Genomic DNA, 13,293 nt, shown 5'->3' on the forward strand with positions numbered 1-13,293 from the left:
GTCCGTCCCGCCGCCGGTGGTGTCCGAAACCACCCGCGACAAGCCGGTCACGCGATGGTGCAGATCGGGGCGCCGGAGGTGATCACGGCACCCACCTCGGCGGTGAGGCCGCTGACCGTACCCGCCTTGTGGGCGTGCAACGGCTGCTCCATCTTCATCGCCTCCAGCACCACCACCAGGTCGCCCTCGGCCACGGTGTCGCCGTCCGCCACCGCGATCTTGACGATGGTGCCCTGCATCGGCGAGGTCAACGCGTCGCCACTGACCGGAGCGCCGGCCTTGGCGCCGCCGCCACGCCGGCTCGGCTTGCGCGAGGCTGGTGCCGCGGTGGTCGTACCCCCGCCGAAGCCGGCGGGGAGGCTGACCTCAAGGCGCTTGCCACCCACCTCGACCACGACGGTGTCGCGTTCGGCCGGCGCCTCGGCGGTGCCGGCGGCGGCGGCGAACGGCGGCACGGTGTTGTGGAACTCGGTCTCGATCCACCGGGTGTGCACGGTGAACGGCGCGGCGGTGAACGCCTCGTCCCGCACAACGAGGCGGTGGAACGGCAGCGCGGTGGCCATGCCGTCGACCACCATCTCGTCGAGCGCGCGGCGGGCGCGCTCCAGCGCCTCGGTCCGCGTCTCACCGGTGATGATCACCTTGGCGAGCAGCGAGTCGAAGTTGCCGCCGATCACGTCGCCGGCCGAGATGCCGGTGTCCACCCGCACGCCCGGGCCGGTGGGCAGCCGCAGCGCGGTGACCGTGCCCGGGGCGGGCAGGAAGTTGCGGCCCGGGTCCTCGCCGTTGATCCGGAACTCGATGGCGTGCCCGCGCGGCGTCGGGTCCTCGGTGATCCGCAGCTTCTCACCGTCGGCGATCCGGAACTGCTCGCGGACCAGGTCGATGCCGGCGGTCTCCTCGGTGACCGGGTGCTCGACCTGGAGTCGGGTGTTGACCTCCAGGAAGGAGATCGTGCCGTCCCTGCCGACCAGGTACTCCACCGTGCCGGCGCCGTGGTAGCCGGCCTCCCGGCAGATCGCCTTGGCGCTGTCGTGGATCTGCGCCCGCTGGGCGTCGGTGAGGAACGGCGCGGGCGCCTCCTCGACGAGCTTCTGGTGCCGCCGCTGCAACGAGCAGTCCCGGGTGCCCACCACGATCACGTTGCCGTGCTGGTCGGCGAGGACCTGCGCCTCGACGTGCCGGGGCTGGTCCAGGTAACGCTCGACGAAGCACTCGCCCCGACCGAACGCGGCGACCGCCTCGCGGGTGGCCGACTCGAAGAGCTGGGGGATCTCCTCCATGGTCCGGGCCACCTTGAGACCGCGCCCGCCACCACCGAAGGCGGCCTTGATGGCGACCGGCAGGCCGTGGTCGACGGCGAACGCCATCACCTCGTCCGGGCTCTCGACCGGGTCCGGGGTGCCGGGGACCAGCGGAGCGCCGGCGCGCTGCGCGATGTGCCGCGCGGTGACCTTGTCACCCAGGTCGCGGATCGCCTGTGGGGTGGGGCCGATCCAGGTCAGCCCGGCGTCGATGACCGCCTGGGCGAAGTCGGCGTTCTCACTGAGGAAGCCATAACCCGGGTGTACGGCGTCCGCGCCGGACCGGGCCGCCACGTCGAGTAGCTTGTCGATGCGCAGGTACGTGTCGGTCGCGCTGTCCCCGCCCAGCGCGTACGCCTCGTCCGCGAGGGTGGCGTGCAGGGCGTCGCGGTCCGAGTCCGCGTACACGGCGACGCTGCCGAGGCCGGCGTCACGGCAGGCGCGGATGACCCGGACGGCGATCTCGCCGCGGTTGGCGATGAGTACCTTGCGCACCTTCGTGGCTCCTCCCGGGAAGTTACTGACGGGGAGTGTATCGGCCACCTGTGGTGGCCCTAACGATCGCTCAGTGTGGGATGTGGCACTGACCTTAGTCAAACTTGTCTATTACGCTTGTGTGGTGTCTGCGACTCGGATGATGATTCTCGGCCTGGTGCGGTGGATGCAGCCTGTGCACGGCTACGACGTGCGCCGCGAGCTGCTGAGCTGGAGCGCCGACAAGTGGGCGAACGTGCAGCCCGGCTCGATCTACCACGCGCTGCGCAAGCTCACCGAGGAGGGACTGCTCCGGGCGGTCGCCACCGAGCAGGTCGGCGCCCGTCCGGCCCGCACGACCTACGAGGTGACCCCGAAAGGGGAGGACGAGTTCGAGACCCTGCTGCGCAATCTCTGGTGGAACTTCACCGAGCCGGTCGACCCGTTCACGGCCGCCTTCTCCTTCCTGCCCGCGATGCCGCGGTCCGAGGCGGCCGCGGCGCTGCGCAACCGGGCCAACCTGCTGCGGGCCGGCATCGAGTCGATGCGCGCCTCGCTCCAGTCGGACTGGGTCCGCAACACCAAGCCGGTGCACGTCAGTTGGATGTTCGAGCTGTGGTCCGCGCGAGCGGACGCGGAGCTGGGCTGGTGTGAGCGGATCGCGGAGCGGATCGAGTCCGGCGTGTCATACCTGCCTGCTGAACTGGCGAACGCGGAGGGTTGGTCGGGCCGACGGGACGGCGAGGAGCGGATCGATCACGACGCGAAATAGTCAACCTTGACTAGAAAAGCTATATCGCGTTAGCCTGCTGTCGGCACAGCGGGGGAGTGCGCCGTCCGGCGTCGTCCCACTCGACGGCCGGTTCGACCGGCCTAACCGACCAGGAGCAGAAATGATCGAGACCAGGGGGCTACGGAAGTCGTTCCGCTCCCGCGCGGGTCGAGAGACGAAGACGGTTGACGCCGTGCGGGGGGTCAACCTCGAGGTCGCCGAGGGCGAGATCTTCGGCTTCCTCGGCCCGAACGGGGCCGGCAAGACCACCACGCTGCGGATGCTCGCCACGCTGATCGAGCCGGACGGCGGGGATGCCACCATCGCTGGCGCCGACCTGCGCAAGGACCCGGCGGAGGTGCGGCGTCGCATCGGGTACGTGCCACAGGGCGGCAGCACCTGGGACGAGTCCACCGCCCGCGAGGAACTGGTGCTGCACGCCCGCATGTACGGCATCGGCAAGGCCGACGCGCAGCAGCGCGCCGTCCGCGCCCTGGACGCCTTCCAGCTCACCGAGTACGCCGACCGCAAGTGCAAGACCTACTCCGGCGGTCAGCGCCGGCGGGTCGAGATCGCACTCGGCATCATCCACGAGCCGAAGATCGTCTTCCTGGACGAGCCGACCACCGGCCTCGACCCGCAGAGCCGGGCCCACATGTGGGACGAGATCCGGCGCCTGCGCAGCGACGGGATGACCGTCTTCATCACCACGCACTACCTCGACGAGGCCGACGCGCTCTGCGACCGGATCGCGATCATGGATCACGGCGAGGTGGTGGCCGAGGGCACCCCGGCCGAGCTGAAGAGGGAGATCTCCGGCGACGTGGTGCTCGTCGGTCTCGACGTGGCCGCCACCCCGCAGGCCGCGCAGACCCTCGACGGCGAGCCGTACGTCAACAAGCTGGAGACCGTCGACGAGGGCGGCCTGCGTCTCTACGTCGACGAGGGCGCCACCGCCATCCCGCAGGTGCTGCGCCGACTCGACCACGCCGGGCTGGAGCTGCGCTCGATCGAGCTGCACCGACCCAGCCTGGACGACGTCTTCCTGACCAAGACCGGCCGCTCGCTGCGCGAGTCCTGACCACCGGAGAGACGACTCATGAAATTCGCCCGTGACACGTGGCTGATCTTCCAGCGGCAGATCCAACTTCTGCTGCGCAACCCGGTCTGGGTCTTCGTCGGCGTCTTCCAGCCGGTGATGTACCTGCTGCTCTTCGCCCCGCTGCTCAAGCCCGCACTGAACGCGCCCACCCAGGCGGCCGCCTACAAGATCTTCGTACCGGGTCTGCTGGTGCTGCTGGCCATCTTCGGTGGCCTGTTCCAGGGCTTCGGCCTGATCGCCGAGCTGCGAGCCGGCGTCATCGAACGCTCCCGGGTCACCCCGATCAGCCGGCTCGCCCTGCTGCTCGGCCGCTCGCTGCGCGACGTGGTCTCGCTCCTGGTGCAGGCCGTCATCATCACGCTGCTGGCGCTCATCTTCGACCTACGGGTGTTCATCGGGGACCTGCTGTTGGCGTACCTGATGCTCGCCCTGATCGCGCTCATGACCTCGGCCGTCTCGTACGGCGTCGCGCTCAAGGTCAAGAGCGAGGACGCGCTGGCTCCGCTGATGAACACGGTGGCGCAGCCGGTGCTGCTGCTGTCCGGCATCCTGCTGCCGCTGACCTTCGCGCCCGGCTGGTTGCAGGGCATCGCCGACTGGAACCCGTTCTCCTGGGCGGTCGACGGCACCCGGGCGCTGTTCGCCGGTGACCTCGGCAGCGACAAGGTCTGGCAGGGCCTCACCATCACCGCGGTCCTCGCCGCGTTGGGTGTCTTCTGGGCCGCACGGCAGTTCGCCCGCAGCGTCCGCTGACGGTCGCTCGTTCCGGGGTGCCCTTCGTTGTTTCGGGGGCACCCCGATCCGCGTGCGGGTTTGGTGTCAACGCACCCGGGCGAGGGTGAGGCCGTCCGCGATGGGAAGCATCACCGGGTCCACCCGCACGTCGGCCAGCACCTCGTCATTGAACGCGGCGATGGCCCGGTCGTCGGCGTCCCGCGGGGCGATCACCCGACCGCCGCGCAGCACGTTGTCGACCGCGATCACCCCACCCGGACGCATCCGGGGCACCAGTTCCGCCCAGTACACCGGGTAGCCGGTCTTGTCCGCGTCGATGAACGCGAAGTCCAGGAAGCGTTCGTACGGCAGGTCCCGCAGCGTCTCCCCGGCCGGGCCGATCCGCAGGTCGATCCGGTCCTGCACGCCGGCGCGGGCCCAGTAGCGCCGGGCGATGCCGGTGAACTCCTCGGAGATGTCGAAGCAGGTCAGCCGCCCACCCTCGGGCAGCCCCCGCGCGATGGCCAGCGACGACAGCCCGGTGAACGTGCCGACCTCGACGGCCTGCCGCACGTCGAGCAGCCGGGTGAGGAACGTCAGGAAGGCGGCCTGCTCCGGCGCCACCTGCATGGTGGCGTGCTCCGGCAGCACCGACCGGGTCTCCTCGGCCAGGTCCCGGATGATCTCGTCCGGCGGGGCGCCGTGCGCGACCAGGTACGCGTGCAGCTCGTCGGTGAGCGGAATCGACTTGGTGGTCATGACCGGACGTTACCGAGCGGCTCCACGGATTGGCCGCCCGGCGCGACCTTTGTCCACAGGTCGGTGATCCGCAGGTCCAACTCGGCGAGGAGGCGGCGTAGCAGCGGCATCGACAACCCGACGACCGTGCCCGGGTCACCCTCGATCCGCTCCACGAACGGTCCGCCCAGCCCGTCGATCGTGAACGCGCCGGCCACGGCCAACGGTTCACCGGTGGCCACGTACGCGGCGATCTCGTCGTCGCTGATGTCGGCGAAGTGAACGGTCGTCGAGGCCACCGCCTCCGCGCGCCGCCCGGCGACCATGTCGATCAGGCAGTGCCCGCTGTGCAGGACGCCACTGCGCCCCCGCATCCGCAGCCACCGCCGGGTCGCGTCCGCCGGGTCCGCCGGCTTGCCGAGGATCTCCCCGTCGAACGCCAGCACCGAATCACAGCCGATCACCAGCGTCCGCTGGTCGACGCCGGCGTCGACCGGGCTCAGCCGGGTCAGCACGGCCTGCGCCTTGAGCCGCGCCAACTCCAGGCACAGATCCTCGGCCCGGTCGGTCACCACCAGCGACTCGTCCACCCCACTGACCAGCACGTCCGGCTCGATGCCGGCGGCCTGGAGAGACTTACGACGGGCAGGGCTCGCCGAGGCGAGCACGAGGCGGAGCGGCAGAGATTCAGACACGAACCCGACGGTACCGGCTGCGAGGCGGCCTGGTGGGTCGCCACCCTCGCGGGGCCTGGTGCGCGGCCTGGCCCTTGATCCACTCCATATCGCCGATGTGGGGCTATCCCACTGCCTGCGAGGAAAGCGCAATATCGGCGATATGGAGTCGATCAGAGCGCCCGGGTCGGTCAGCGACTGATTCTGGGCGGCGGATCATCACCGCGCCGACGACGTCGCGCCACCCACGCCCATCCAACGCCGGCGGTCACGATCACCGCGAGAGTGACCAGGCCACGAACGGTCGCACCATCGCCGTCATCACCAGGACGGGCGCCAGTCGTCGTGCTCGCCCCAGCACCGGCCGGAGCGCTCGCTGACTCAAAACCCAACGGAGGTACGTCTGCCGTCAGCGCCGCCACAAGATCGATGACGCCGTACCCGTACTCGTCGTCACGACCAGGCGGACCCTTGTCGACAGCCGTGGCCGTGAGCCGATGCGCGACCTCCCGCGCCGGCAGGTAGGGGTATTTCGACCTGATCAACGCCGCAGCCCCCGCCACAATCGCCGTTGCACTCGAAGTGCCAGTGCCCTTCGAGTACTTCCCGTCGTAGCTGGTGCTGTAAATGTCGACCGCCGGTGCAACCACATCGATCTCCGGCCCGGTAACCGAGATCGCAGCATGTTGCCCAGAGCGGTCCACACCGCCTACGGCGATCACACCTTCTTCGCTGGCCGGGTAGCGCACGTCAGCATCGGGCGGCCGGTTGCCAGCTGCCGCCACCACGACAATATTGGCATCCTGTGCCGCGTTTATCGCTTGCTGGAGCCTGACGCTGGCACCTGCAACGGCTGAAATGCTTATTACGTCCGCGCCTTTTTGTATCGCAAATTCGATACCCAAAGCCAGCGAATCTGGATCGCCGTCACCCTTGGGGGGAGTGTCGAAGATCGGAAGAATCTTCGCCTGTGGGGCGATTCCAAGGGCACCTCTGTCGTTCACTCCGTGAGCAGCAATGAGGCCGGCCATTGAAGTGCCGTGGCTGTCTCTATCCTGGCGACCGTCGCCGTTTCCGCCAGGTATAACATCGATGCCCGGTAGAAGATTATCTCGTATGTCGGGATGGGGGGCGACTCCGGTATCTGGGACTGCGATGATCACGCCGGATCCCTTGCTTAGGCGATGCGCCTCTGAGGTTCGCAGGTAGTTTAGATGCCATTGGTCGCCTCGTATCAAGTCGGCATCCCCTTCGGGAGCGTTCGAGCTTGTGGACGTCAGAATCGTCGCAATGGCCAAATTGAAGATGCTTACACACAGTGCCTTTTTCACTTGCTGAAGCCGATGGCCGGTCCTGGGTCGATCGGGCCGTCCCCCTTTGGTGGGAGAACCACGGGCGGGACGCCTTGATCGGTCTCCCAAGGATTATCCGGGTCCCATCGAGAGGGAGGGTCTTCGACTTGGGACGGCGTGCCAAGGCGAGGTGTCGTCCCATGATGCCCAGGCGCCCCACCTATCGGGAAGCTGCTTGGAGTTCCAATAAGATTGCGTCCAGTACCCGGCCTGGTCCCTGCTGCGCCAGTCGGTGCGGTCCCAGCTCCGCCACCGCCAATTACTCCACCGATTGGGTTAACCCTTTTAGGTGCGACCGCGTTATTGGAAGGTTGATTGGGGCCTACTCCCGGAATTCCACCGATCAGACCTCCAGCGGAGGGGGCGGGTCGGGCAGGTGACGCGTGAGGCTTTGCGTTGCCATCGGCTCCTCCGCCTACGGGACTGTTGGGGGTTCCAGGCTGGATCGTCCGAGGTGGTGTTGAGGGCAGACCCGAGGGAGGGGAGAGCATTCCCGACGTCAGCCCAAGAGCGATGTTGTGTGCAGAACCAGCGGACCCGGGTGGCTGAGCGACTGGAAGGGCCGCGACGTTCGGTGGCGCTGAAACTCCGCCTGCGGCCCCGCCGAGTACCGGGCCGACTCCCGGCGTTGTGGGTACAGGTCCTAGCCCTCCCCCGCTCGCACTCCCGCGGCGGACGGCAGGTGCCATTAGTGCAGGTACCGGCAGGACTGGCGGGATAATTGGCGCCGTGTAGTCGCCGTATACATCGGGGTTGTCTGGCTGCCGTGGGCTCTTCGGCACTGCTGGTGGTTTTTGGAGGGTTGCTTGGGCTTGTTGGAGTTCGCCGCTGAGGCCGAACATCATGCCCCGAGCCTGCACGTTCAGCCGTTCCAGTTCCGCGTCGGTCACAGGTGGCTCGGTGACCCGGCTTCCCATGATCGCCTTAGGGTTGGCCGCCGTCGTCTCGTACGCCTGCTTCTGTTGGAGTTTGTCCGCGTACTCCTCGTAGATCTTGCGGAGCGCGGCGCGGGTGGTGCCAATGGCCTGGGTGGCGGCGGACAGCGCGGTGTAGTTGGCGGCGGCGGCGTCGTGGGTGTGCCGCACCTTGTCGATGAGTTCGTCGAGTTGGGCGAGGTACGTGCGGGAGGCGGCGCTGGTCTCGGGGGGCCAGGCCGTGGCGAGCCCTCGCCGGTATTCCTGGAGCCGGCCGAGGTGGATCTGTGCCAGGTCGCAGACCTTGCGCCAGCCGGCGACCTGTTTCCAGTGGTTGGCGGTGTCGTGGTCCTGCAGGCACGCCCACATGCTGTTGACGTCCATGAGCTGCCAGTCGGTGCCGGCGGTGCGGCTGTTGCCCCGTTCGTTCATGGGAGCACCACCGGCCCGGTGGGGTCGCTGAGCATCGGTGTGGGCGTGGGGGTGTTGGGCAGTGCGGCGCCCGGGTCGGCGAGGGCCTGTCGCACGTCGACCACTCGGGCGGCGGAGAAGGCGTCGGTGTCGGCGTACCGGGTGGCGACGCGGTCGGCGGCCGCGGCGAGGTGGCCGGTGGCGCCTCGGACGGCGTACACCATGTCGGCGGTCGCCTGCTGTGTCTCGTGGTGGGCGTGCAGGAACGCGACCAGCTCGACGAACGCGTCGCACGGGTTGGGGATCTCGGCGGACATGTCGGCGGCGATGTACGGCAGGTGCGGCGCGTAGTTGCGTTCGACCTCGGCGGCGAGTTGGTCGGCGAACTCCCGGAGTTGGCGGATGTCAGCCTCGATACCGCCGTAGTTGCGCAGCCAGGGTGCTGGCCCGTCCTCTTCGGGGATCATCGATCCTCCCTACCGTCACCACACCGTTTCCCTGAGTGAGGTTAACGGCTTCCCGCGACCATGGCAGCCCCCGCGTGGCGGATCGTGTCAGCGGGGAAGGCCGGCGGTGCGCCAGGTGCGGGGGCTGGCCGGCCGGGCGCTGCGGGCCCAGGTTGAAACGGCCGTCGGCGCGGGGGTGGCGGCTGGCCGGGACCGGACGACGATGGCCCCCACCAGGGCGGCCAACTCCTCGGCGGTGGGCACGCCGCGGACGACCCGGAACAGCGGCTCTTCGGCAGACATGCCGCCAGGGTACGCGGCCGGAAGTTACGGGGGACGCACAGTGGCGTGCCGGCGGTGTGACGGCCGGACGGTCCGGGTACCGTCTCACCGATGTCGAACGCGCTTCCCCAACTCGTCGCTGACCGATACCGGCTTCTGTCGCCGCTCGGCCAGGGCGGCATGGGTCGGGTGTGGAAGGCGCGCGACGAGGTGCTGCACCGGGACGTGGCCATCAAGGAGTTGGTGCCGCCGCCCGGCCTCACCGACGAGGAACGCCGCGAGATGCGGGAACGCTCTCTGCGGGAGGCCCGGGCCATCGCCCGGCTCAACCACGCCAACGTCGTGCGCATCTTCGACGTGCTGCGCACCGACGGCGATCCGTGGATCGTCATGGAGTACGTGGCGTCGAAGTCGTTGCAGGACACGCTCGCCGAGGACGGCCCGGTGCCGGTGGCCCGCGCCGTCGAGATCGGCCTCGGGGTGCTGGGCGCACTCAACGCGGCGCACAAGGCGGGCGTCATGCACCGCGACGTGAAGCCCGGCAACGTGCTGCTCGGCGACGACGGCCGGGTGGTGTTGACCGATTTCGGTCTCGCCACCATCCCGGGCGACCCGAACGTCACCCGCACCGGCATGGTGCTCGGCTCGCCCGCGTACATCTCGCCGGAGCGGGCCAGGGACGGCACCGCCGGGCCGGAGGCCGACCTGTGGTCGTTGGGCGCGACGCTGTACGCGGCGGTCGAGGGCAAGTCGCCGTACGCCCGGCCGTCGGCGATCGGCACCCTGGCGGCGTTGGCCACCGAGCCGATCCCGCCGCCGAAGAACGCCGGCCCGCTCAAGGCCGTGCTCAACGGTCTGCTGCGCAAGGACCCGAACGAGCGGATCACCGCCGAGGTGGCCGAGCGGCTGCTGCGCCGCGCCGGTGGCAAGCGGTCGCGCGGGATCTCACTGCTCGATGGCGTACGCCGGCCGGGGCCGAACGGTCCGCGCGAGCCGCGCCTGCCGGTCGTGCCGGCCCCGCGACCCGCCGAGGAGCCCACGAACCGGCCGGTGTCGCCGCCCCCGCCGCCGGTCGCCGCGGAGACCTCCGCCGACGCCACGCCGACCGCCACCGTGTCGTCCGGTGCCGATGCCGAGCCGACCGCGCTGGTGCCGGCCGAGCCGACGGCGACGATCGACCCGCCGGCCACGCCGGACGCCGCGCCCACCGCGCCCGTCACGGCCGCGGCCAGCACGTCCGGCGGGGGTACGACGAACGACGCCGAGGACGACGAGCCGACTGTCGTGGACGGTCCTCCGGTGGCGCCGGAGCAGCGCAAGCCGTCGCTCCCGACGTCGGTGATGCCCCCGGTGAGTCCGGCCGGGCGTGCGGCGGTGCCGCCGTCGGACGGCACGAAACCGAACAACACGCGGCGCAACCTGCTGATCGGCGCCCTGGTGGCGGTGCTGCTGATCGGCCTCGTGGTGATCGTGCCGATGCTCACCAAGGGCCACGACGAGACCCCGCAGGCCGATCCGACCGGTGCTGCCGCGACGTCGGCGCCGGCACCGACGACCGCCCCGGCGGCGCCCCCGCCGACGAGCGGCGCTCCCAGTCCGACCGCGTCGGCCACGCCGTCGGTCGACCCGAACGCGCTGCCGGCGGGCTGGAAGCTGCACAAGGACCCGGCGGGCTTCACGCTGCCGATCCCCGACGGCTGGGTACGCAGCCAGCCCGACGGCAGCACTGTCGTCTTTGACCAGTCCAACGGGCCGGGCGAACTGCTGGTGCAGTGGACCTCCACGCCGGCGAAGGACGCGGTCAAGGACTGGCAGGACAAGGAACCGGACCGCAGGAAGTTCGTGAACAACTACCAGTACCTCAGCATCAAGCCGTGCGACTTCTGGAAGACCTGCGGTGACTGGGAGTGGCTGGAGACCCGGGACGGGCAGCGGATCCACGTCCGTAACCGTGGTTTCGTGACGGCCAGCAACCGGGGCTACGCGCTGCGGTGGGAGATCGCGGAGAAGGACTGGCAGGCCAACCTGCCGAACTTCGACCGGATCGCCAAGGGTTTCGTGCCCGACCGCAGGGACTGAAATTGATTCGCATGACCTTCCGTCGTCCGGGGTAATTGACCTTCGACGACGGAAGGAGGTACGACATGGGTTACCGACGGAGGGATGCCCGGCCCCGGCTGGCACTGTGGATGCTCGTCGCGTTCGGCGACGCGGTTCTGCTGCTGGTCGCCGTGGGGGTTCCGGCGCTCATCGCACTGCTCAGCGTCGTGGCCGTTGCCGTCTGCGGGGTCGGCGCGTGGCGGCTGACCCGGCGGGGTGCGCTGACTCCCGATGAGACTCCAGTGCCGGCGATGAGCCGACGGCGGGCCTGACCCGGAAACCGATGTGTGGCGGCAGCCGGACCGATTGTCGACCGTGTGGTGACAGTCGATCCCGCTGCCGCCAACGGCTCGGTCAGGTGTTGTTGGCCAGTGCGATCAGCCGGCTCCGGTCACCGTTCCAGTAGTTGCGGTCCACGTTGCCGCTGATCCCGGAGACGGCTCCCGTGCTGGTGTACTGCCAGAAGCTCCACACCGACGCGCCGGCCGGCAGGGCGCCCGGCGTGCTCGACCAGCGGGCCAGCCAGAGCGGGTGGTTGGCCCACGGGCCGGTCCAGCTGCCGGTGCACTGGTTCCACCAGCTCGTGGTGGTGTAGATGACCGCGTACCGGCCGGTGCGGGAGCGGTAGGTGTTCAGGAAGTCCTGGATCCAGTTGCGCATCCCGGTGGTGCTCAGCCCGTAGCAGTAGCCGCCGCTGTACGGGTTGCCCTCGATGTCCAGCGCCGCCGGCAGGGTGCGGCTGTCCGCCGACCAGGCGCCACCGTTGGACGCCAGGTAGTTGGCCTGGGTGGAGCCGGCGGAGATGTTCGGCCGGGCGAAGTGGTACGCCCCGCGGATCACCCCGGCGTTGTAGGCGTTCACGTAGTTCGCGTTGAAGTTCGGGTCCTTGTAGCTGGTGCCCTCGGTCGCCTTGATGAAGGCGAACTCGATGCCCGCGTTGCGGACGCTTGTCCAGTTGATCGTGCCTTGGTAGCGGGACACGTCGACGCCAGGGGTGGTGGCCGCCGCCGCCGGGCTGGCGGTCGCGACGAGGGCCGCCGCCGCGGTGGCGAGGACGGTGAGGCCGGCCGCGAGTACGCGGCGCAGCGGTGAGTCGGTACGGGCCATGGGTGCCTCCAGGGACGAGCTGTCTATTGATGCCCATCTTTGGAGATAACTGCCCTAGATCGCAAGAGTTGTCGAGGAAACTTTCAGCGACGGCTGTCGAGCAGGTGCCTCGGGAGTGGCACGGAACGCCGCCGGTAGGCTCGCGCCCCATGATGTCGATCGACGGGCTGGGCGAGAAGTGGGACACGCTGTTCGGCGCGCAGCCGGACCCGCCCCCGCTGCTGGTATTGATCACCGCCGCCGCCGTCGCGCTGGTGGTGGTGTCCACCCGACTGCCGTGGCGGATCGCCCGCAACGCCATCACCATCGCCCACGAGGGCGGGCACGCGCTCGTCGCCCTGCTCACCGGCCGCAAGCTGCGCGGCATCCGGCTGCACTCGGACACGTCGGGGCTGACGCTCTCCGCCGGTCGACCCACCGGGCCGGGCATGATCCTGACCCTGCTCGCCGGCTACGTCGCCCCGCCGCTGGTCGGGTTGGCCGGCGCCTGGCTGCTCGGCGGTAACCGGATCACCCTGCTGCTCTGGGTGGCGGTGGCGCTGCTGCTCGCCATGCTCATCATGATCCGCAACGCCTTCGGCGTGGTGTCGCTGCTGGTCACCGGCGCGCTGGTGTTCGCCGTCTCCTGGTACGCCACCCCGCAGGTGCAGGCCGCGTTCGCGTACGCCGGGGTGTGGTTCCTGCTGCTCGGCGGGGTGCGTCCGGTGGTGGAGCTGCAACGGCTGCGCTCGCGTGGCCGGATGCCCGCCTCCGACGCGGACCAGCTCGCCGGGCTGACCCCGTTCCCGGCGTTCTTCTGGGTCATGGTCTTCGCCCTGGTCAACGTGGCCGCCCTGATCACGGGCGCCCTGCTGTTGGCGGGCCCGATCCTCACCAGCGCGGGCCTGACGATCTAGCCGCACC

13 protein-coding genes are annotated in these 13,293 nt (G+C 69.6%); 6 read left to right on the top strand and 7 right to left on the bottom strand.

Annotated features, from left to right (window positions below):
* Window positions 1–47: 47 nt before the first annotated feature.
* A complete protein-coding gene (locus tag FHG89_RS15345; RefSeq protein WP_139585066.1) occupies window positions 48–1,799 on the bottom strand; it encodes an acetyl/propionyl/methylcrotonyl-CoA carboxylase subunit alpha in 1,752 nt (583 codons plus the stop codon).
* 139 nt (window positions 1,800–1,938) lie between these two features.
* Here FHG89_RS15345 and FHG89_RS15350 point away from each other — a divergent pair, with 139 nt between their 5' ends.
* The 3 genes from FHG89_RS15350 (at window position 1,939) to FHG89_RS15360 (ending at window position 4,405) form a co-directional block, all read left to right on the top strand.
* Entirely contained in the window at window positions 1,939–2,550 is a 612-nt protein-coding gene (locus FHG89_RS15350; RefSeq protein WP_139585117.1) for a PadR family transcriptional regulator, read from the top strand.
* Window positions 2,551–2,671: 121 nt separating this feature from the next.
* Window positions 2,672–3,631 carry an ATP-binding cassette domain-containing protein gene (locus tag FHG89_RS15355; protein WP_139585067.1) on the top strand — a complete coding sequence of 320 codons (960 nt, stop codon included), beginning with the start codon at window positions 2,672–2,674 and terminating at the stop codon, window positions 3,629–3,631.
* 18 nt (window positions 3,632–3,649) lie between these two features.
* On the top strand, window positions 3,650–4,405 hold the full coding sequence (locus FHG89_RS15360) for an ABC transporter permease (protein ID WP_139585068.1): 756 nt from the start codon (window positions 3,650–3,652) through the stop codon (window positions 4,403–4,405).
* 66 nt (window positions 4,406–4,471) lie between these two features.
* Here the strand turns inward: FHG89_RS15360 and FHG89_RS15365 are convergent, their stop codons facing one another.
* The 5 genes from FHG89_RS15365 to FHG89_RS15390 all read right to left on the bottom strand — a co-directional run bounded on the left by FHG89_RS15365 (window position 4,472) and on the right by FHG89_RS15390 (window position 9,204).
* Complete coding sequence (locus tag FHG89_RS15365) at window positions 4,472–5,125, bottom strand: O-methyltransferase (protein WP_139585069.1); 654 nt, start codon at window positions 5,123–5,125, stop codon at window positions 4,472–4,474.
* A complete protein-coding gene (locus FHG89_RS15370) occupies window positions 5,122–5,799 on the bottom strand; it encodes a Maf family protein (protein WP_139585070.1) in 678 nt (225 codons plus the stop codon). The genes FHG89_RS15365 and FHG89_RS15370 overlap by 4 nt, the downstream gene beginning before the upstream one ends.
* A gap of 170 nt (window positions 5,800–5,969) precedes the next feature.
* Window positions 5,970–7,109 (bottom strand): type VII secretion-associated serine protease mycosin, encoded by a 1,140-nt coding sequence (mycP, locus tag FHG89_RS15375; RefSeq protein WP_425280181.1) that lies wholly within the window; start codon window positions 7,107–7,109, stop codon window positions 5,970–5,972.
* 1,363 nt (window positions 7,110–8,472) lie between these two features.
* Complete coding sequence (locus tag FHG89_RS15385; protein ID WP_139585072.1) at window positions 8,473–8,922, bottom strand: hypothetical protein; 450 nt, start codon at window positions 8,920–8,922, stop codon at window positions 8,473–8,475.
* A gap of 87 nt (window positions 8,923–9,009) precedes the next feature.
* Window positions 9,010–9,204: an acyl-CoA carboxylase subunit epsilon gene (locus tag FHG89_RS15390; RefSeq protein ID WP_139585073.1), complete on the bottom strand. Its 195-nt coding sequence runs from the start codon at window positions 9,202–9,204 to the stop codon at window positions 9,010–9,012.
* A gap of 90 nt (window positions 9,205–9,294) precedes the next feature.
* Between FHG89_RS15390 and FHG89_RS15395 the strand changes: the two genes are divergently transcribed.
* Complete coding sequence (locus FHG89_RS15395) at window positions 9,295–11,262, top strand: serine/threonine-protein kinase (RefSeq protein ID WP_139585074.1); 1,968 nt, start codon at window positions 9,295–9,297, stop codon at window positions 11,260–11,262.
* A gap of 65 nt (window positions 11,263–11,327) precedes the next feature.
* A complete protein-coding gene (locus tag FHG89_RS15400; protein WP_139585075.1) occupies window positions 11,328–11,555 on the top strand; it encodes a hypothetical protein in 228 nt (75 codons plus the stop codon).
* 82 nt (window positions 11,556–11,637) lie between these two features.
* Here the strand turns inward: FHG89_RS15400 and FHG89_RS15405 are convergent, their stop codons facing one another.
* Window positions 11,638–12,390, bottom strand: coding sequence for a GH25 family lysozyme (locus FHG89_RS15405; protein ID WP_139585076.1), 753 nt, complete (start codon window positions 12,388–12,390; stop codon window positions 11,638–11,640).
* 149 nt (window positions 12,391–12,539) lie between these two features.
* On the opposite strand from FHG89_RS15405, the gene FHG89_RS15410 reads away from it, so the two are divergent.
* Window positions 12,540–13,286, top strand: coding sequence for a M50 family metallopeptidase (locus tag FHG89_RS15410; RefSeq protein WP_139585077.1), 747 nt, complete (start codon window positions 12,540–12,542; stop codon window positions 13,284–13,286).
* Window positions 13,287–13,293: the final 7 nt, after the last annotated feature.

The organism is Micromonospora orduensis, assembly GCF_006228125.1.
Classification (GTDB): Bacteria; Actinomycetota; Actinomycetes; order Mycobacteriales; family Micromonosporaceae; genus Micromonospora; species Micromonospora orduensis.